The organism is Pseudomonas sp. AC247, from assembly GCF_979258015.1.
Map to the genome: position 1 here is coordinate 1,692,734 of NZ_OZ409829.1, position 18,666 is coordinate 1,711,399.

The 18,666-nt window shown below is 57.0% G+C and carries 15 protein-coding genes and 2 pseudogenes; 8 read left to right on the forward strand and 9 right to left on the reverse strand.

Going from position 1 to position 18,666, the window contains the following annotated elements; translation table 11 throughout:
• Positions 1-179 precede the first annotated feature (179 nt).
• From ACZZ0B_RS07790 to ACZZ0B_RS07805, 4 genes and pseudogenes are all read right to left on the reverse strand, one after another.
• Complete coding sequence (locus ACZZ0B_RS07790) at positions 180-557, reverse strand: type II toxin-antitoxin system VapC family toxin (protein WP_463544777.1); 378 nt, start codon at positions 555-557, stop codon at positions 180-182.
• A gap of 2 nt (positions 558-559) precedes the next feature.
• A pseudogene (locus ACZZ0B_RS07795) lies at positions 560-892 on the reverse strand (type II toxin-antitoxin system Phd/YefM family antitoxin); the annotation flags it as partial.
• Between the two features lie 257 nt (positions 893-1,149).
• The gene (locus ACZZ0B_RS07800; protein ID WP_440095440.1) at positions 1,150-2,556 is read right to left on the reverse strand and encodes a heavy metal sensor histidine kinase; all 1,407 of its coding nucleotides are present in this window, start codon (positions 2,554-2,556) and stop codon (positions 1,150-1,152) included.
• Positions 2,553-3,227: a heavy metal response regulator transcription factor gene (locus ACZZ0B_RS07805; protein WP_463544778.1), complete on the reverse strand. Its 675-nt coding sequence runs from the start codon at positions 3,225-3,227 to the stop codon at positions 2,553-2,555. Before ACZZ0B_RS07805 ends, ACZZ0B_RS07800 begins: the two co-directional genes overlap by 4 nt.
• Positions 3,228-3,821: 594 nt before the next feature.
• Between ACZZ0B_RS07805 and ACZZ0B_RS07810 the strand changes: the two genes are divergently transcribed.
• The 8 genes from ACZZ0B_RS07810 (at position 3,822) to ACZZ0B_RS07845 (ending at position 12,222) form a co-directional block, all read left to right on the forward strand.
• The gene (locus ACZZ0B_RS07810; RefSeq protein ID WP_463544779.1) at positions 3,822-5,069 is read left to right on the forward strand and encodes a TolC family protein; all 1,248 of its coding nucleotides are present in this window, start codon (positions 3,822-3,824) and stop codon (positions 5,067-5,069) included.
• Between the two features lie 49 nt (positions 5,070-5,118).
• Positions 5,119-6,312 (forward strand): efflux RND transporter periplasmic adaptor subunit, encoded by a 1,194-nt coding sequence (locus tag ACZZ0B_RS07815; protein ID WP_463544780.1) that lies wholly within the window; start codon positions 5,119-5,121, stop codon positions 6,310-6,312.
• A 15-nt stretch (positions 6,313-6,327) separates the two neighbouring features.
• The gene (locus tag ACZZ0B_RS07820; protein ID WP_463544781.1) at positions 6,328-9,480 is read left to right on the forward strand and encodes a CusA/CzcA family heavy metal efflux RND transporter; all 3,153 of its coding nucleotides are present in this window, start codon (positions 6,328-6,330) and stop codon (positions 9,478-9,480) included.
• Between the two features lie 222 nt (positions 9,481-9,702).
• On the forward strand, positions 9,703-9,906 hold the full coding sequence (locus ACZZ0B_RS07825; RefSeq protein WP_463544782.1) for a co-regulatory protein PtrA N-terminal domain-containing protein: 204 nt from the start codon (positions 9,703-9,705) through the stop codon (positions 9,904-9,906).
• A gap of 80 nt (positions 9,907-9,986) precedes the next feature.
• The gene (locus tag ACZZ0B_RS07830) at positions 9,987-10,319 is read left to right on the forward strand and encodes a DUF2790 domain-containing protein (RefSeq protein ID WP_463544783.1); all 333 of its coding nucleotides are present in this window, start codon (positions 9,987-9,989) and stop codon (positions 10,317-10,319) included.
• Positions 10,320-10,782: 463 nt separating this feature from the next.
• Entirely contained in the window at positions 10,783-11,163 is a 381-nt protein-coding gene (locus ACZZ0B_RS07835) for a DUF6124 family protein (RefSeq protein WP_463544784.1), read from the forward strand.
• Positions 11,164-11,452: 289 nt separating this feature from the next.
• Entirely contained in the window at positions 11,453-11,743 is a 291-nt protein-coding gene (locus ACZZ0B_RS07840; RefSeq protein ID WP_041073246.1) for a type II toxin-antitoxin system TacA family antitoxin, read from the forward strand.
• The gene (locus tag ACZZ0B_RS07845; protein WP_463544785.1) at positions 11,701-12,222 is read left to right on the forward strand and encodes a hypothetical protein; all 522 of its coding nucleotides are present in this window, start codon (positions 11,701-11,703) and stop codon (positions 12,220-12,222) included. Before ACZZ0B_RS07840 ends, ACZZ0B_RS07845 begins: the two co-directional genes overlap by 43 nt.
• Before the next feature lie 155 nt (positions 12,223-12,377).
• Here ACZZ0B_RS07845 and ACZZ0B_RS07850 read toward each other — a convergent pair whose 3' ends face one another.
• The 5 genes and pseudogenes from ACZZ0B_RS07850 to nuoM form a co-directional block, all read right to left on the reverse strand.
• On the reverse strand, positions 12,378-13,703 hold the full coding sequence (locus ACZZ0B_RS07850) for an OprD family porin (RefSeq protein WP_463544786.1): 1,326 nt from the start codon (positions 13,701-13,703) through the stop codon (positions 12,378-12,380).
• 347 nt (positions 13,704-14,050) lie between these two features.
• A pseudogene (locus ACZZ0B_RS07855) lies at positions 14,051-14,146 on the reverse strand (transcriptional regulator); the annotation flags it as partial.
• 567 nt (positions 14,147-14,713) lie between these two features.
• Positions 14,714-15,400, reverse strand: a complete 687-nt coding sequence (locus ACZZ0B_RS07860; RefSeq protein ID WP_440095451.1) for a hypothetical protein — start codon at positions 15,398-15,400, stop codon at positions 14,714-14,716.
• A gap of 236 nt (positions 15,401-15,636) precedes the next feature.
• On the reverse strand, positions 15,637-17,100 hold the full coding sequence (nuoN, locus tag ACZZ0B_RS07865) for an NADH-quinone oxidoreductase subunit NuoN (protein WP_007920173.1): 1,464 nt from the start codon (positions 17,098-17,100) through the stop codon (positions 15,637-15,639).
• Positions 17,101-17,107: 7 nt separating this feature from the next.
• Positions 17,108-18,640, reverse strand: coding sequence for an NADH-quinone oxidoreductase subunit M (gene nuoM / locus ACZZ0B_RS07870; protein WP_008082846.1), 1,533 nt, complete (start codon positions 18,638-18,640; stop codon positions 17,108-17,110).
• Positions 18,641-18,666: the final 26 nt, after the last annotated feature.

Consider the following 18,666-nt stretch of genomic DNA (forward strand, 5'->3'; position numbering starts at 1 on the left):
CGGTGTGCCAGACCAAAAAGATATCGACTGACCCACCGCCATCGCTGGCAAGCCAGGCTCCCACAGGTACCCGTGGAGCCCAGCATCCCGCATACACAGCAGATCCCTGTGGGAGATGGCTGCCACCGATTGCGGTCTGACAGCCAGCATTGATGTTTATCGGTACGGATGTGCCTTGATCAGACCAGAACAGCCAGATCGGTGTACCGAGCAACCAAAGCATCAGCCGTGAGCAACTTCATTGGTTCAGTCATTGCTGTGGCCACGATAATGCGGTCAAACGGATCGCGATGATGGTGCTCAAGATCCTTCACGGCGATGGCGTGTTCTGCAGTCACTGGCAATTCGATAAAGCCACTGTCGAGACAATATTGGCGGACTTCTTCCAGATCAACATTCAGCTTGCCGAGCCCGACCTTGATCGCCATTTCCCAGAAGGTGGCGGCGCTGATATAGATTTCGGCGGCGTTCTCAATCAATTTTCTGGCTTTGCCGGACAGTCTGGCGTCATCACTGAGCGTCCAGAGCAAAATGTGCGTGTCGAGCAGCAGCCACATACTTGAGTGCCCTCAAATGCATCAAGCATGTCATCGGGCAGTGGTGAGTCGAAATCGTCGGGCAACACCAGTTTGCCCTTCATTGCGCCAATACGCTGAGCGCTGGGTTTTCCTACGGGAACGAGGCGAGCCATCGCCCGCCCATGCTTGGCAATCGTGATGACTTGGCCAGCAGCGGCATCATCGACGAGTTTGGATAAATTGTTTTTGGCTTCAGCCAGCGGAACGATGATCATCAGCTCACCCCTGTATTCTGGACAAATATAGCCAGAATATTTCAACGCTGCCAAACCATAGACTTCTTCAGCCCATTCGCAAACGATATCCCTGTTCATTTTTAGCCTCTCGTCGGTATTCCATCTGCCAAGGCTTCCACCATAGAGCTATCTACTCAAAACTGGCTGTAGGACAAAACGGAGGTTGCGGCGAGAGCTTTCGGTGTTTGTGTGGGGACGGGAGCAAATCGGTAAAAAATCGTACAAAAATGACGACCGACACGATGTCCGAAAATCAATGTAGGAGCTGCCGCAGGCTGCGATCTTTTGATCTTGATTTAAAAACAAGAGCAAGAGATCGCAGCCTGCGGCAGCTCCTACACGGATGATTCGGGGGTGGGGAAGCCTAGGCGAAACACCGTCATCACCCCCGGCAAGCTCTTAACCTCCGCCACTCCCTGATGCAGGCTCATGATCGAGCGCACGATCGCCAGGCCCAACCCGGTGCTGCCCTGCGAGCGTGAGCGGCTGCTGTCGACGCGGTAGAAGCGGTCGAACAGATGTGGCAGGTGTTGCGCCTCAATCCCGACGCCAGGATTGCTGACCAGCAGGGAGGCCTGGGTCGTACCTTGTTCGATCAGCAATGTCACGGTTTTCCCGTTCGGGCAGTGGCGCAGCGCATTCGACAACAAATTGGAAATCGCCCGCTGAATCATCAACCGATCACCCAGCACCGTCGCGCTCCCGACCACGTTCAAATGAATGCCCTTATCCTGCGCCGACAACGAAAACATCTCCGCCACTTTCGTCACTTCAACCTCCAGCGCTACCGATTCAAACGGCGCCAGCGCTGACGGATGACTCACCTGCGCCAGAAACAACATGTCGGAAACGATCCGCGCCACGCGCTCCAGTTCTTCGGTGCACGACACCAGCACATCCTTGTATTCCTCCACCGAGCGCTCGCGGGACAAGGTCACCTGCGCCTTGCCCATCAGGTTATTGATCGGCGTGCGTAACTCATGGGCCAGATCATCGGAAAACTGCGACAACTGCTGCACCCCCGCATCCAGCCGATGCAGCATGAAGTTGATGCCGTGCGCCAGTTCGCTCAGCTCCTGTGGCATGTCCACCACCGACAGCCGATGATCGAGATCCTGGGTCGAGACCATCGCCGCGACTTTGCGAAATTCGCGCATCGGCGCCAATCCGCGTTGCACCGCGCCCCACGCTGTCAGGCCGATGAACACCAGCAACAACGGCAGGGCAATCAGCGTCGAGCGCAGGTAGGCGCTGAGCAATGCCTCATCGTGCGCATTATCCACCGACAGCAACACCGGCACGCTGCTGCCGTCTTTGAGGCGAATCAGTTTCGAGGCGGTGAGGAATTTCTTGCCTTCCGCGTCGCTGCTGTCGCTGTAGGCGAGTTGATCGGTGGTGGTGCGCACCGCTTTCAATTCGACGCGCGGATCGCTCAATCCCGAGCCGGATTTGAGCAGCGGCGAGCGCTGGTTGAGGCGGTCGTAAATGGTCAGCGTGAGGTTGTCATGCCCCATCACCTGATCCAGCAGAATATGCGGCTTGCCGCTGATTTCATTGGCGTCGACGTACAGCGACAAGCTGTGTTCAACCTGCGCCATTTTCTTTTCCAGGCTGTCTCTGGCAAGCGAGTTCAGCTCATGGGTCAGGGCGAAAAAAGCCAAGATCGCCAGGAACACCACCAACAGCGCGCCGAGAATACTCACCGTCAAACCCAGGCGCATCGACAGGCTGGCCGGTTTCATTCGCGCGTTTCCAGCACGTAGCCGACACCGCGCAGGGTGTGGATCAGTTTGCTGTCGAACGGGTCGTCGATCTTCGCCCGCAAACGGCGGATCGACACTTCGACGACGTTGGTGTCGCAATCGAAATTCATGTCCCACACCAGCGAGATGATTTGCGTGCGCGTCAGCACTTCGCCGGACTGGCGCATCAGCAGATGCAGCAGGGCGAATTCCTTGGTGGTCAGGTCGATGCGCTGCGCACCGCGGAACGCGCGATGGCGGCCCGGGTCGAGTTCCAGGTCCGCGACTTTCAGCACTTGCGGCAGGGGAATGTTTTCACTACGACGCATCAACGTGCGCACCCGGGCCAGCAGTTCGGGAAACTCGAACGGCTTGACCAGATAATCGTCGGCACCCAGATCGAGGCCACGAATCTTGTCCGCCAGACGCCCGCGCGCGGTGAGCATCATCACCCGCGTGGAGTGAGTGCGGCGCAGTTGTTCCAGCACGCCCCAACCGTCCAGTTCGGGCAGGTTCACATCGAGAATAATCAGGTCATAGGCCTGTTGTTGCGCCAGGTGCAAACCATCGGCGCCGGTGGCGGCGTGGTCAACCACATATCCACTTTCGGTCAAACCCTGATGCAGGTATTCGGCAGCTTTAAGCTCGTCCTCGACGACAAGGATTCGCATGATCTTTCACCACTTTTATTTAATGGGTATTTAATTTAGGTGACTGGGAAATTTATTGTTTTTGTAAGGTCTTCCGGACGTTGCTCAATAACGATAAGAAGCCCCTCACCTTAGCCCTCTCCCAGAGGGAGAGGGGACTAAACGTGGGATGCTTCAGAACTGCACCGACGTGGAACATCTTTACGGAATCCATAATCGACTAGATGTAACAGGTCGATATATAACGCCAGACATCTCGGTCGGCTCCCTCTCCCCCCGGGAGAGGGCTGGGGTGAGGGGAAGTCCGAACGATAAAGGTTGTAGTGGCTACAGGGTCAACCACCAAGCGCTTTAAAACGGTGCTCTGCGACAGCCGGTCGCAGCAAAAGCCACAAAATTCCCATGAGTTTTATTCCGGCAAGTGCAATTCAGCAGATAACTACCGTGTTTTTGTTTCGATGTATTTCGATAAAGCCATTTGCACTTCGCATCCTAGAACAAAACAACTTCCCCAAACCGTGGATAACGGATTTGTAATGTTCCAGTCACCTTGTCGATAAGTTCAAAACCCTACCGTGACGGCATCAAAGATTCTTGAATAAAGGAAGTCTGCCATTGCCCGGTTTAATTGAACTGACGGCGCGATCACGCCTGCAAAAAACACTCGGCGGCCTGCTGTTATTGGCTAGTGCCAGCCTGGCGAATGCCTCGACGTTGACGCTGGATCAGGCCTTGCAAAGCGCCTTCGCCGGTAACCCCGATCTGGCCGCCGCGCAGTGGGAAATCGGCATTGCCGAGGGTGATCGTGTGCAGGCTGGTTTTATCCCCAACCCCGAAGTTTCCTGGGAGGCCGAAGACACTCGCCGCGATTCGCGCACCACGACGATCATGCTCAGCCAGCCGATTGAACTGGGCGGCAAACGCGGTGCACGGATCGACGTCGCCAGCCGCGCGCAGGGCGCCGCCGGCATCGAGCTGGAGCGCAAGCGCAATGCCTTGCGCGCCGATGTGATTCAAGCATTCAACAGTGCGCAAACCGCGCAGCAACGCCTGGATCTGTCTCGGCAATCGCTGCAACTCGCCGAGAAGGGTTTGCGGGTGGCGCAAGGGCGGATCGAGGCGGGTAAATCGTCGCCGGTCGAAGGCACGCGTGCGCAAGTGCAGCTCTCGGAAGTGCGCCTGGAAGTGAGCCGCGCCGAACGCGATCAGGCCAATGCCTATCAGCAGTTGGCGCAAGTCATGGGCGCGCCTTTGCCGGCATCGACCAAGGTGCAGGCAGCTACGCAAAGCATGCCGGCCGTCCCGCCACCGACCAAGTTGCTGGACCGTTTGAACGAGACCGCCGAGCTACGTCTGGCCACGTTGCAGATCGATCAGCGCGAAGCATCGCTGGGCCTGGAAAAGTCCCAGCGCATTCCCGATCTCACCGTGAGCGTCGGCAGCCAGTACAGCGAGACCGAGCGCGAGCGGGTCAACGTGGTCGGGCTGTCGATGCCGATTCCGCTGTTCAACCGCAATCAGGGCAACGTCCTCGCGGCGGCACGCCGAACCGATCAGGCGCGGGATCTGCGCAACGCCACCGAGCTGCGCTTGCGCACGGAAATCCAGACCAGCCTTGCGCAATGGCAGACCGCCAACGGCGAAGTTACAGCGTTCAACCAGACCATCCTGCCCGCCGCGCAACGTGCGGTCGACAGCGCCACGCGCGGCTTTGAAATGGGCAAGTTCGGCTTCCTCGATGTGCTCGATGCGCAACGCACGCTGATCAGCGCCCGCAGCCAATACATCCTGGCCGTCAGCGAAGCGACCGACGCCCGCGTACGCCTCGAACGGATCTTCGGCGACCTCGCCGTCAGCCCTTGAATTTCACTTTTCACATCACTGCGCGCAGGCACGGCGCAGAGGAGTTTGCATGGATAAAAAACTGATCGTGGTCGCTGCGGCGACATTGGCGCTAGGCATCGGTGTGGGATCGATGTGGTCGGGCAATGCCTCCATCGACGCGCATGCCGATGAAGCGGCGGATCACGCCGATCATGCGCAGGAGGGCGCCGCCGCTGAAAGCGAGCATGCCGAAGAAGGGCACATCGAATTGAGCGCCGAGCAGATCACCGCCGCCGGTATTCAACTGGCTGAAGCGAAACCGCGAAACATCAGCCTCGGCTTGCCGTTCCCCGGCGAAGTACGCTTCGACGAAGACCGCACCGCTCACGTCGTACCGCGTGTGCCGGGGGTGGTCGAGTCAGTGGCGGTCAACCTCGGGCAAACGGTGAAGAAGGGCCAGTTGCTCGCGGTGATTGCCAGTCAGCAGATCTCCGATCAGCGCAGCGAACAGGCTGCCGCGCAACGGCGCCTGGCCTTGGCGCGCACCACCTATGAGCGCGAGAAGAAACTCTGGCAGGACAAGATTTCCGCCGAGCAGGATTTCCTCCAGGCGCGTCAGGCGTTGCAAGAAGCTGAAATCGCTGTGAGCAATGCGCGCCAAAAGATCAGCGTGCTCAGCGGCAGCGTGGTCGCCACCGGCGGCAATCGCTACGAACTGCGCGCACCGTTCGACGGTGTCGTGGTGGAAAAACACCTGACGCCGGGCGAGGTGGTCGATGAAACCACGGCGGCGTTCACGCTCTCCGATCTGTCGCGGGTGTGGGTGACGTTCGGCGTTTCACCGAAGGATTTGACCAAGGTGCAAGTGGGCAAAGCGGTGACCGTCAGTGCGCCCGAACTGAACGCTGAAGTGATCGGCAGCGTGGCGTACGTCGGCAGTTTACTCGGCGAACAGACGCGCACCGCGACCGTTCGCGTCACCCTGGAAAATCCGCAAGGCTCATGGCGGCCAGGCCTGTTCGTCACCGCGCTGGTCGCCACTGACAGCCGTGAAGCAAAAGTCGCCGTACCGGAGACCGCGATCCAGACCGTAGAGGACAAACCCACCGTGTTCGTCCGCACCGATGACGGCTTCGAAGCGCGGCCGGTAGAGCTGGGCAGTCGCGCAGCCGGCCACGTGGAAATCACCCAAGGCCTGAAACCGGGCGCACAAGTCGCCAGCGCCGGCAGCTTCGTCCTCAAATCGGAACTGGGCAAAGCCTCGGCCGAGCACTCTCATTAATTCTGGAAAGTCCTCATGTTCGAACGCCTGATCCAGTTTGCCATCGAGCAGCGCATCATCGTGCTGCTCGCCGTTCTGCTTATGGCCGGCCTCGGCATCGCCAGTTATCAAAAACTGCCGATCGACGCCGTGCCCGACATCACCAACGTCCAGGTGCAAATCAACACCGGCGCCGCCGGGTTCTCGCCGCTGGAAACCGAGCAGCGCATCACTTTTCCGATTGAAACCGCGATGGCCGGTTTGCCGGCGCTGGAGCAGACCCGTTCGCTGTCGCGCTCGGGCCTGTCGCAAGTGACGGTGATCTTCAAGGACGGCACCGACCTGTTCTTTGCTCGTCAGTTGGTCAACGAGCGCTTGCAGATCGCCAAGGAGCAATTGCCCGAAGGCGCGGAAGCGATGATGGGGCCGATTTCCACCGGCCTCGGCGAGATTTTTCTGTGGACGGTTGAAGCGAAGGAGGGCGCGCTCAAGGACGACGGCACAAGCTACACGCCAACCGATTTGCGGGTGATTCAGGACTGGATCATCAAACCGCAATTACGCAATGTGCCGGGTGTGGCCGAGATCAATACCATCGGCGGTTTCGCCAAGGAGTACCAGATTGCGCCGGACCCGAAACGCCTGGCCGCCTACAAACTGACGCTCACCGATCTGATCACCGCGTTGGAGCGCAACAACGCCAACGTCGGCGCCGGGTACATCGAGCGCAGCGGCGAGCAATTGCTGATCCGCGCGCCGGGGCAAGTGGCGAGCACCGAGGACATTGCCAACATCGTCATGGCCAACGTCGACGGCACACCGATCCGCGTGAAGAACGTTGCGACTGTGGAAATCGGCCGTGAATTGCGCAGCGGTGCGGCCACGGAAAATGGCCGGGAAGTGGTGCTCGGCACGGTGTTCATGCTGATCGGCGAAAACAGTCGAACGGTCTCGCAAGCGGTGGCCAGCAAGCTTGAACAAATCAATAAATCACTGCCGGAAGGCGTGATCGCCGTGCCGGTTTATGACCGCACGCACCTGGTCGACAAAGCCATCGCTACGGTGAAAAAGAACCTTATCGAAGGCGCGATTCTGGTGATCGCGATTCTGTTTCTGTTCCTCGGCAACATCCGCGCGGCGCTGATTACCGCGATGGTGATTCCGTTGTCGATGCTGTTCACGTTTACCGGGATGTTCAGCAACAAAGTCAGCGCCAACCTGATGAGCCTCGGTGCGCTGGACTTCGGCATCATCGTCGATGGCGCGGTGGTGATCGTTGAAAACACCCTGCGACGGCTGGCCCATGCGCAGCAGCATCACGGGCGTTTGTTGACTCGCGCCGAGCGTTTCAAGGAGGTGTTTGCGGCGGCAAAAGAAGCGCGGCGACCGCTGATTTTCGGCCAGTTGATCATCATGGTCGTGTACTTGCCTATCTTCGCGCTGAGCGGTGTTGAAGGGAAAATGTTCCACCCGATGGCGTTTACTGTGGTCATCGCTTTGCTTGGCGCGATGCTGTTGTCGGTGACCTTTGTGCCGGCGGCGATTGCGCTGTTCGTGACCGGCAAGGTCAAGGAAGAAGAGGGTGCGGTGATGCGCGGCGCGCGTCGTGTTTATGCGCCGGCGCTGGCCTGGGTCATGTCCCATCGCGCAATCGCAGTGGGCGCGGCGTTGGGTGTGATTGTCCTTAGTGGTGTGCTCACAAGTCGCATGGGCAGCGAGTTTGTTCCTAGCCTGAGCGAAGGGGATTTTGCCTTGCAAGCGCTGCGCGTGCCGGGCACCAGCCTGACGCAATCGGTAGACATGCAGCAGCGCCTGGAGACGTTGATTCTGGCGAAGGTGCCGGAAGTCGAACGCGTGTTCGCCCGCACCGGCACCGCCGAAATTGCCTCCGACCCGATGCCGCCGAACATCTCCGACAGCTACGTGATGCTCAAACCGAAAGAGCAGTGGCCGGACCCGGACAAATCCCGCGAAACCTTGATGGCGGAACTGCAAGCGGCCGCCGCGACGCTGCCGGGCAGCAACTATGAACTGTCGCAGCCGATCCAGTTGCGCTTCAACGAGCTGATCTCCGGCGTACGCAGCGATGTCGCGGTGAAGGTGTTCGGCGATGACATGGACGTGCTCAATGCCACGGCGGCGAAAATTGCCGCCGCGATGCAGAAGGTCAACGGTGCATCCGAGGTGAAGGTCGAACAGACCACTGGGTTGCCGGTGCTGACCATCAACATTGATCGCGATAAAGCCGCGCGTTACGGACTCAACGTCGGTGATGTGCAGGACACCATTGCCGTTGCGGTCGGTGGGCGTAAGGCCGGGACGTTGTACGAGGGTGACCGGCGTTTCGATATGGTCGTGCGCCTGTCCGATGCCATGCGCAAGGACATCGACGGCTTGTCGGCATTGCTGATTCCGGTGCCGGCGCCTTTGAACGGAGCGGCGAATCAAATCGGCTTTATCGCGCTGCAAGACGTCGCCAGCCTCGACCTGGTGCTCGGGCCGAATCAGGTCAGCCGCGAGAACGGCAAGCGTCTGGTGATCGTCAGCGCCAACGTGCGCGGGCGTGATATTGGTTCGTTTGTCAGCGAGGCCGGCGAAGTGATCGAACGTGACGTGCAGGTTCCAGCCGGTTACTGGACCAGTTGGGGCGGCCAGTTCGAGCAGCTGCAATCGGCGGCCAAACGCTTGCAGATTGTGGTGCCGGTTGCGCTGCTGCTGGTGTTCGGCTTGTTGTTCATGATGTTCAACAATCTCAAGGACGGTTTGCTGGTGTTTACCGGGATTCCGTTTGCGTTGACCGGTGGGGTCATGGCGCTGTGGTTGCGCGATATTCCGCTGTCGATTTCGGCGGGTGTCGGGTTTATCGCGTTGTCCGGGGTGGCGGTGTTGAATGGCTTGGTGATGATCGCGTTCATTCGTAATTTGCGGGAGGAGGGGCGGTCGCTGTCGGACGCGATTCATGAAGGTGCGCTGACGCGTCTGCGGCCAGTGTTGATGACCGCGCTGGTGGCGTCGCTGGGGTTTATTCCTATGGCGCTTGCCACCGGCACTGGCGCCGAAGTGCAGCGGCCGCTCGCCACCGTAGTGATCGGCGGAATCCTCTCCTCGACGATCCTCACGTTGCTGATCTTGCCGGCACTCTACCAACTCGCCCATCGCCGGGAAGAAGACACAGCACTCACTGACTAAGTGATCCCCCTGTAGGAGTGAGCCTGCTCGCGATGGCGGTCTATCAGTCAGATCTACATTGACTGACCCACTGCTATCGCGAGCAGGCTCACTCCTACAGGTTTTATGTCCGGATTCAAAATATCGGCAGGCAGATAACGGATCTGTAATTTCCCCGCCACCGTCACGAAAGGTGCGCCTTGTTACCTTGATCCCGTCAGCTACTTAAACGAGGAATCAACGATGAAACTTGCCCAACTCAGTGCTTTTGCAGCCGCTCTGGCGATGTCTTCCCTGGCCTTGGCCGAAGGCGGTGGCGACCGCACTTTCGAAAAAATGATGGCCAACAGCGAGCGCTCCGTGGAGTTGTTCGTCGCCAAGGAAAAAGCCGCCGGCAACCCGGTGGTCGTCAATGAAAAGAAAGACGAAAAAACCCGCGACCTGTAAGCCTGCTGCCCTTTATAGAAGCCCTTCATCGCGCATCGATGCCGGGCTTTTTTTTAAGCCCGGACGGGAAGGAAATGGACATGAAAGTACTCAAATTGATCGCATTCGCCGCTGTCATGGCGATGTCGCTGAATGTGCAGGCCGAAGGCGGTGGTGACCGCACTTTTGAACGTGCGCTCAGCGCCAACGCCAAAGCCATGAATCAGTACGCCACCAACCAGGGCAAAGCGCCGCCGGTGGTGAAGGATTACGAATACGGAATGAAGCTGGACGTGGTCAAAGTGGTAAGCGTTGTGAAGCCGCAGGCAGCGTGCAATGTCGTGCCCACCGCGATGACCTACGAGGACTCCAAAGGTCAGCTCAACACCATCAAGTACAACGTGATGGGCGTGTGTCGTAACAACGGCGGCTGACTCACGGTTCCCTGTAGGAGCTGCCGAAGGCTGCGATCTGTTGATCTTGCTTTTTAAAACCTCCAGATCAAAAGATCGCAGCCTTCGGCAGCTCCTACAGAGGGCGAATTTCGATATCACGCTGCGTATTTCAATTCGTGATGTTTAAAGGTTGTGTGGGAATCGCGGAACCTTCCCACAATATTTTCAGGTTGTCCGTCGGACGTCCGTTCTCTAGCCTGTGTGGGTCGCTGCCAATTCAGCGATCGGGATTGGAACCCCGTGGCTCAACTGAAGCAAAACGCACTGTTCATGACGTATGCTTGCGCACTTTCATGTGTGCACTCCGTTATGGCGGCTGTGCGCGGGAGACTTCGAGTCTGTCGGGTTTGCTCAGTTGCCCGGGTTCCAACCTGCGTACAGCTGCCACCCTTTCGCGTGGAACCGAAAGGGCCAGCTCCACCTTCAAGCTGAGTAAAACATTATGAAAAAGCCAACCCCAAATCCCCCAGAAACAGACGCCATCCCCGACGCCAACTCAACATCCCCTTACGCCTCCGTCGACACCCGAAAACTCCACGAAGCCGCCGACCGCGCGCTCGACTTCTACCTCAAACCCTCAGCCGCCATCATGTCCGCGCCGTACATCCCCAACCAGATGTTCCTGGTCAATCCCAAAGCCGACACCGAATCATTACTGGCCAACGCCAGCGAATCCCTGGCCTCGGCCACGGTGATGCTCGGTGACTTCGCCGCGCTATTAGGCGGCACCAATCGCAAGACCCTGCTCGGTATCGCGCAGGTTGTCATGCTTGGTGAATTAGCGGTGAACAAAGCTCTGGATAACGTGGAGGTCACGACGTAGGCGAAGGTCCTTTGGCGAGGATCTCTTTCTCGCCAGACTAAATAAAATGACCGTGTATCTGAAAGCTATACGCGTATATGCATTAGCTACACGGTCGGTATAGAATCGACTCCGAAGCTGCTCACATGGCTTCGCACCTCAAACGTTAGATCTCACGTTAAGAGCATGGCCTAAACCTCTCCGGGCCACTCAAGGAGTCAGAAAATGAAAAGTAAACAAAAGCTGATGTGCTAACGCCATAAGGAGGCTCCAGTTCCAACATCACCTACCCAGATGGGAAACAGAAAAAATGTCCACAACTGAAAGCGTTGAAAAATCCAAACCCGTTCCAATCAACATGAGAGCGGACGAAAAGAAACGTAATCTGATCGATTTGGCAGCCGCCATGTCTGGTCGTGATCGCACAAGTTTTATCCTGGAAGCTGCCTGCCAAAAAGCTGAAGAGGTGATTCTGGATAAACGACTGTTCCTTCTCGACGACAGCGCATTTGACGCATTCGAACAGGCTATTGAAGCCAATCCGGCTCGAGGTAACGAATGCCTGCACCAACTGCTCGCACGTCCAAAACGTTGGAGTTGACCGCCCCCGAGAAGCTCAACGACCTACACGAGCTCAATGCTTTCGATTCTGGTGAGGTGACCATTGACCATTACCTGCAGAGGAAGGCGCGAAAAGCCCAATCCACCAAGCAGGCTGTTGTGTACGTCAGTTGCCTCAAAGGCACGTCGAATGTGATGGCCTATTACACTCTCTCCAGCGGATCAGTCGCCCGTGCCAGCGTCATGCCGAAAAGCAGTCAACGCAATTCGCCCAGTGTCCATCCGGTAACTCTATTGGGGCGTATGGGGGTAACGCGCGATGCTCAGGGCCAAGGTTTCGCTGTCGATTTACTGCAAGATGCGATTGAAAGAGCCCTCAACGCGTCTCAGTCGATCGGATCCAGCGCAATAATTGTTCATCCCTTGAATGATCGGCTGTCGAGCTTTTATATCAAGTACGCGGGATTCATTCCGTGCCCCGACATTTCCCCTATAACCCTGATGCTGCCTCTACGCTAAAGCTTGGCTTTCAGCTACCCGCTAGGTTGTCTTGATAGCGGGTTGATTATGTCGCGACCGCAGCGCAAAAAAAGCGCCCCGAAGGACGCCAAAAGATTCACCTCTTACCAAAGGAGCAAGGAGCTTCTAAAGGTGAATTTGCATCAACCGCGCAATCAAAGAATCGCCAACGGATACTCGACAATCACCCGCACTTCATCCAGATCCGACTCGAACGCCGTGGCGCGGGTTGTGGCTTGGCGCAAGCGCAGCGAGAGGTCTTTCATCGAACCGCTTTGCACCACGTATTTGACTTCGATATCGCGCTCCCAACGTTTCTGATCGGTCAGCGGATTGCCCTCGGCATCGCGGCGCATATACACGGCATTAGCGTTTGAATAATCAGCGTCGGTGCCGCGCGCATAGCGAGTCATGAACGACAAGCCCGGCACGCCGTAAGTGCTCATGTCGAGGTCATAACGCACCATCCACGAACGTTCTTTCGGCGAGTTGAAGTCGCTGTACTGGATCGAGTTGTCGAGGAATATCGAATCGGACTGGCGCAGGTAATCGAAGTCGTCATTGCCATTGTTGCGTTGGTGGGAGAGGGCGACGGAGTGGGCGCCGAGTTTGACGCCGACACGACCGCTCCAGATGTTGTTGTCGAACTCGCCGAGCAGTTGTTTGCCTTCGTCGACGGCCTTGTAATAGTTCAGGCCACCGAACAGTGACAGGTCGTCCGACAGCGGATAGGTCCAGGCAGTGCCGGCGTAATACTGATTCCACGCATCCTTGAGGCGACTGGAGTACAGGCTGAAACTGAGGTTTTTGTTCAGCACATAATCGCCGCCGCCATAAGCGATCCACGGCGAGTTGACCGGGCCGGCGTAGAACGTGGCGAAGTTCTCGCGCATGTCGCTCGACACCGGTTGGCTCATCGCGTGCAGTCGACCGCCCTGAACCGATAAACCTTCAATGCTTGTGTTGCTCGCCGTCACCCCGCGAAAGCTTTCCGGCAGCAAGCGCGAGTCACCCGCCGCGACCACTGGAGTGGCCGGGAACACATCGCCAACCCTGACCACGGTATCGAACGCCCGGATTTTCGCGGCGCCGCCGACCTTGGTGTATTCGTCTCGCGCCTCGCCATCACTGTTGACCGGCAACACATCAAACGAACTGCGCCCGCCGGTTCGCCCGTCACCGGTATCGAGTTTCAGACCAATCATCGCAAATGCATCGACACCGACGCCGACGGTGCCTTGAGTGAAACCGGATTCGAACTTGCTGATCACCGCCTGCGCCCAGGCTTCGGAATAACCGTTGCCGGTCGAGCTGGACTGACCATTGCGATGATCACGATTGAAGTAAAAGTTGCGGTTGAGCACCGTCAGGCTGCTGCCTTCGACAAAGCCTTCAGGCTTGTCTTCTGCAAACACCATGGACGGCCCGGCGCCGACCACCACCGCTAAAGCGGCCATCGATATTTTTGTAGGGTTAACCATCAAACACTCCTTGGGTTCGGCAGAACGGGAACGTGCTTCGGCGTGGGTTTTATTGTTCGGCGGAGCAGGGCCCGCCGGCATTGGTCGCCGGGTCACATCGTTGCAAGCTGCGGATAACGCGGAGGTGATGGGGGAATTACAATTTCGTCATGTGGTTATTTGGATTGAGTGAACGCCACACAAAACTGTGGGAGCGAGCTTGCTCCCACAGTGGTCAGGGTGAGTCAGATAGATCAAATGAAAGCAGGCGTGGATTTTTACCTTTTGAAGATATCCAGCAAACCTTTTGATAGAGAGGTATCAATTTCGTGGGGATGTGTGAATTTGCCCTTCATGGCGCCGATCCGTTCTACACGCGTCTTCTTCAATGTGATTCTGCCTTGGCGTTCTTCGGCTAACGCATCAAGACCATCCATCAATTCTGAATAAATGTCCCGCTTCATGGTTCGTGGATCTCCACTTGATAGGTGATCCTCAAATTTAACCGCAATTACCTTCTGCAGAATGTAAGCCATTGCTCACTGCTTTGCAGGAAAAATCTTAAAAAGGTGGAAGTGTGAAGACCAAGAAAGCATAGCGAGCGATCATCTGGACGCGCTGGCGCAGTCTGCTGATACTGAATCCTACAAACGCGAAAGCGGCACCTGAAGGTGCCGCCTTTATTATAAAGTTCTGCGAGGACAAGAGCACTTTAGTTGCGTTGTCATCTGTTATCTAAAGCTATCTCTTTTCTATTGATGACTTTTTCGTTAACGATACGACGTACAACCGGTGCAGAAGGTTTCTCTGGTGGTGTAGGTCTTGTCGGATTCTGTGGCTTAGACCGATCATCAGTAGCTTTCATTTCTGATCCCTATTGGCACCGCCGTTAACATCGTCGTATGTTCTTCTAGAAAATGGAACAGTCGGTTTGACAGGAGCTTGGGGCAAAGGTTTTTTTTCACTTGATGTTGGCTTATTGGATTCGCTCAATTTCCCTGCCCCTTTTTCAAGAAGTATATTCTCAAGGATTATAGTCCTTTTTTCAGATCTGCTAGGCCTTCGGCTTTTGAGTCATTCAGCAACTGCTTTCTCAAGTCGGATATTTGGTCGCCCACGTACATATCTTTTATTGCAAAATTTTTCCTGGGCGAGGAGGTATCCATGTCAAAAAGGACAAACAACAAGCTACCGATAGCAAGAGGAATGCAGGCCATCAGAAAAGTTGAAATGGACTTGAAAACCCATCGTGATCGCTCTTCATTGACTAACGCATTGTGTGTGGAGCAACTGATGTAGGTGTTTGAAATGAAGCTTGCAGTTTCTTTGTCAGGATCGATCAAAGGTATTTGCTCGTGCTGCGATACCTGTGAGTTATATTTGCCAAGTTCAATGTTGTATTGTGTTTGGCTGTCGTAATACTCTTTTATTTTTTCTGCGTATGGCATTCTGTTGAATTCAGATCCGCTAAAGGCTCTGAAGTTGAAGTATGTAGAGATGGTTGAGATTGTCAGGGTTAAAGCTACTAGAAAGGAAATGATGTATGCAATTTCGGGGTTGAAGGTGAAATCCAAAAAACGAGCTAGGTAGATGGTTGCAGAAGCTAGCGCAAATATCGCGGTAAAAATTATTTGAGTTTTTATCGAGATGCTGTTTTTTATCTCTTCTTCGTATGCATACATTTTTTCATATGTGGTGTGGATGTTGTCAGTGTTCAATATGGTTTCCTTGTGCCCTGTTGGTCGGCAAGTACTTTCAATGTGCCTTCGAGTTTTCGCGTTGCCTCACACATACACAATAGCTCCAACAGCCGGATGCGGACTGTAGGACGAAACCGATAATTGAGCGGGAGCTTTCTGGGCTTTCAGCAGGAAGGGCAGGGCATCAGTAAAAATCCCACAAAAACAAAAACGGCACCCGAAGGTGCCGTTTTCATTTCTAGCCAGCCGAACTATCAGCCCGCCAGACCCGCCTGCTGAACCAGTGTCAGCAATGGCTGCGGGTACACGCCCAGGAAGAATGCGACCAGGGCGATGGCCAGCAGCATCACGCCGCCTGCCTTCTGTTCCCAGTGCAGCTGGGCGTCGTGGCGACGCAGGTTTGGCTCGATCAGGTACAGGGTGACCATCACGCGCAGGTAGTAGAAGACGCCGATGGCGCTGCCCAGCACCAGCGAGCCGACCAGCCACCATTGGTGCGATTCAACACCGGTAGCGATGATGTAGAACTTGCCGATGAAGCCAGCAGTCAGCGGGATACCGGCCAGGGACAGCATCATCACGGTCAGCACGGCGGTCAGGTACGGGCGGCGCCAGAACAGGCCGCGGTATTCGTACAGGGCATCCGCGTCACGGCCGTTGTACGGCGAGGACATCAGAGTGATCACGCCGAACGCGCCGAGGCTGGTGATCACGTAGGTGACCAGGTACACGCCGATGGCTTCCACCGCCAGACCTTTGCTCGCCACCAGTGCGATCAGCAGGTAGCCGAAGTGCGCGATGGACGAGTAACCGAGCAGACGCTTGAGGTTGCTCTGGGTCAGGGCCAGCAGGTTACCGAACAGGATCGAGGCGATGGCGATGACGGTCAGCACGTCGCTCAGTACGCCACTGCTGGCGGCAGGGGAGATCTGGAACAGACGCACCATCACCGCAAACACTGCAACCTTCGACGCGGTTGCGAGGAACGCAGCCACCGGTGCCGGAGCACCTTCGTAAACGTCCGGCGTCCACAGGTGGAACGGTACCAGCGACAGCTTGAACGCCAGACCGATGAGCATCATGCCCAGGCCCAGTTGCGCCAGCGAGCTAGGCAGGCCAGTCGCAGCCAGGGCCTGACCGATACCGACGAAGCTCAGCGAACCCGAGTCGGCGTACAGCAGCGCCATACCGAACAACAGGAACGCGGAACCGGCGGCCGACAGCACCATGTATTTGATGCCGGCTTCCAGCGATCGCTTGTTGAAGAAGGCGTAAGCCACCAGACCGTAAACCGGTACCGAGAGCAGTTCCAGGCCGATGAACAAACCGGCCAGGTGCTGCGCGCTGACCAGAACCAGGCCACCGGCGGCGGCCATCAGGATCAGCAGGTACAGTTCTTCACGGTTGCCCGGGTAACCCGAACCGCCATCACCCAAGTAGGCGTGGGCGAGGGTGACGCAGGCGAGGGTGGCGACCAGGATCAGCGCCATGTACAGGCAAGCGAACGTGTCGATTTGCAGCAGTGGAGTCACGGCCAGAGGCGCGACTTTCAGGGCTGGCAGGATCGACAACAGGGCCAGGTTCAGACCGGCGACCGAGATCAGGAAGGTCTGCGAGTGGTTGCGGCGCCAGGCGATTGCCAGCATCACCACGATAATGGTGAGGCTGGTGATCAACAGTGGCGCAAGCGCAATAAAGTGTTGAATCGTGAATTCCATAGCGCTCTTACCGGGCCGAAGCGAGTTGAGTGAAGGCGGTGCCGAGCCACTGCTGAACGCCATGCATCGTGGCGGCAGAAGTGTCGAGGAACGGTTGCGGGTAGACGCCGATGTAGATCAGCAACACCGCAAGGCCTAGCACCATGATCAGTTCGCGAGCGTCCATACCGTGCAGGATCGAATCCGATTTCGCCGGGCCGAAGTAGGCACGGTGGATCATGATCAGCGAGTAGACCGAACCGAACACCAGACCGGAAGTGGCAATCGCAGTGATCCACGGCCAGCTCGCGAAGGAGCCGATCAGGATCAGGAACTCACCGACAAAGTTACCGGTACCCGGCAAGCCCAAGGATGCGGCTGCAAAGAACAGGCTGATTGCCGGCAGGTAAGCGATACGCGACCACACACCGCCCATCTCACGCATGTCACGAGTGTGCAGACGCTCGTACAACTGACCGCTGAGGATAAACAGTGCCGCTGCCGAGACACCGTGCGCCAGCATCTGGATCACTGCACCTTGCAGGGCCAGTTGGCTGCCGGAGTAGATGCCGATCAACACGAAACCCATGTGGGAAACGGACGAGAAGGCGATCAGACGCTTGATGTCGGTTTGCGCGAACGCGAGGAACGCACCGTAGAAGATCCCGATCAGACCGAGGGTCATGGCGATCGGCGCGAACTCGGCCGAGGCATTCGGGAACAGCGGCAGGGCGAAACGCAGCAGACCGTAAGCAGCGGTTTTCAGCAAGATACCGGCGAGGTCGACGGAACCGGCAGTCGGCGCCTGGGCGTGAGCATCAGGCAACCACGAGTGGAACGGCACGACCGGCAGCTTGACCGCGAAGGCGATGAAGAAGCCGAGCATCAGGATGTACTCGGTGGTCATCGACATCTTGGTTTTCAACAGATCGGCGTAGTTGAAAGTAATCACGCCAGTGTTGTTGAAGTTGACCAGCACCAGACCGAGGATCGCCACCAGCATGATCAGGCCGGACGCCTGAGTGAAGATGAAGAACTTGGTCGCCGCGTAGATCCGGGTTTTCTTGCCGTCCGAAGAACTGTGACCCCAGAGCGCGATGAGGAAGTACATCGGCACCAGCATCATTTCCCAGAAGAAGAAGAACATGAACAGGTCGAGGGCGAGGAACACGCCGACAACGCCGCCCAGGATCCACATCAGGTTCAGGTGGAAGAAGCCAACGTGACGTTGAATCTCTTTCCACGAGCAGAGTACCGAGAGGATACCCAGCAGACCGGTCAGCAGGATCATCAACAGCGACAGGCCGTCGAGGGCCAGGTGCACGCTGATGCCGAAACGCGCGATCCAGATGTGCTTGAACTCAAGCGCCCAGGTCGGATCGGCGCCAGGCGCCGGGGCAAATGAATAGTCACCGTGGGCCCACAGCCAGAGGCCGAGGGCGAGTTCCAGGGTCATGGTCAACAGCGCAATCCAGCGCGGGAGGGTAGCGCCGAAGCGCTCACCCATCCAGCACAGCAGGCCGCCGATGAAGGGGATCAGGATTAGCCAAGGCAGAATCATGACGGGCTCGTTTCCTTTCGCAAATT

Bases quoted from the DNA above. Each gene is read 5' to 3' on its own strand.
- ACZZ0B_RS07790 (WP_463544777.1), bottom strand. From the start codon at position 557: ATGTGGCTGCTGCTCGACACGCACATTTTGCTCTGGACGCTCAGTGAT.
- ACZZ0B_RS07800 (WP_440095440.1), bottom strand. From the start codon at position 2,556: ATGAAACCGGCCAGCCTGTCGATGCGCCTGGGTTTGACGGTGAGTATT.
- ACZZ0B_RS07805 (WP_463544778.1), bottom strand. From the start codon at position 3,227: ATGCGAATCCTTGTCGTCGAGGACGAGCTTAAAGCTGCCGAATACCTG.
- ACZZ0B_RS07815 (WP_463544780.1), top strand. From the start codon at position 5,119: ATGGATAAAAAACTGATCGTGGTCGCTGCGGCGACATTGGCGCTAGGC.
- ACZZ0B_RS07820 (WP_463544781.1), top strand. From the start codon at position 6,328: ATGTTCGAACGCCTGATCCAGTTTGCCATCGAGCAGCGCATCATCGTG.
- ACZZ0B_RS07825 (WP_463544782.1), top strand. From the start codon at position 9,703: ATGAAACTTGCCCAACTCAGTGCTTTTGCAGCCGCTCTGGCGATGTCT.
- ACZZ0B_RS07830 (WP_463544783.1), top strand. From the start codon at position 9,987: ATGAAAGTACTCAAATTGATCGCATTCGCCGCTGTCATGGCGATGTCG.
- ACZZ0B_RS07835 (WP_463544784.1), top strand. From the start codon at position 10,783: ATGAAAAAGCCAACCCCAAATCCCCCAGAAACAGACGCCATCCCCGAC.
- ACZZ0B_RS07840 (WP_041073246.1), top strand. From the start codon at position 11,453: ATGTCCACAACTGAAAGCGTTGAAAAATCCAAACCCGTTCCAATCAAC.
- ACZZ0B_RS07845 (WP_463544785.1), top strand. From the start codon at position 11,701: ATGCCTGCACCAACTGCTCGCACGTCCAAAACGTTGGAGTTGACCGCC.
- ACZZ0B_RS07850 (WP_463544786.1), bottom strand. From the start codon at position 13,703: ATGGTTAACCCTACAAAAATATCGATGGCCGCTTTAGCGGTGGTGGTC.
- nuoN (WP_007920173.1), bottom strand. From the start codon at position 17,100: ATGGAATTCACGATTCAACACTTTATTGCGCTTGCGCCACTGTTGATC.
- nuoM (WP_008082846.1), bottom strand. From the start codon at position 18,640: ATGATTCTGCCTTGGCTAATCCTGATCCCCTTCATCGGCGGCCTGCTG.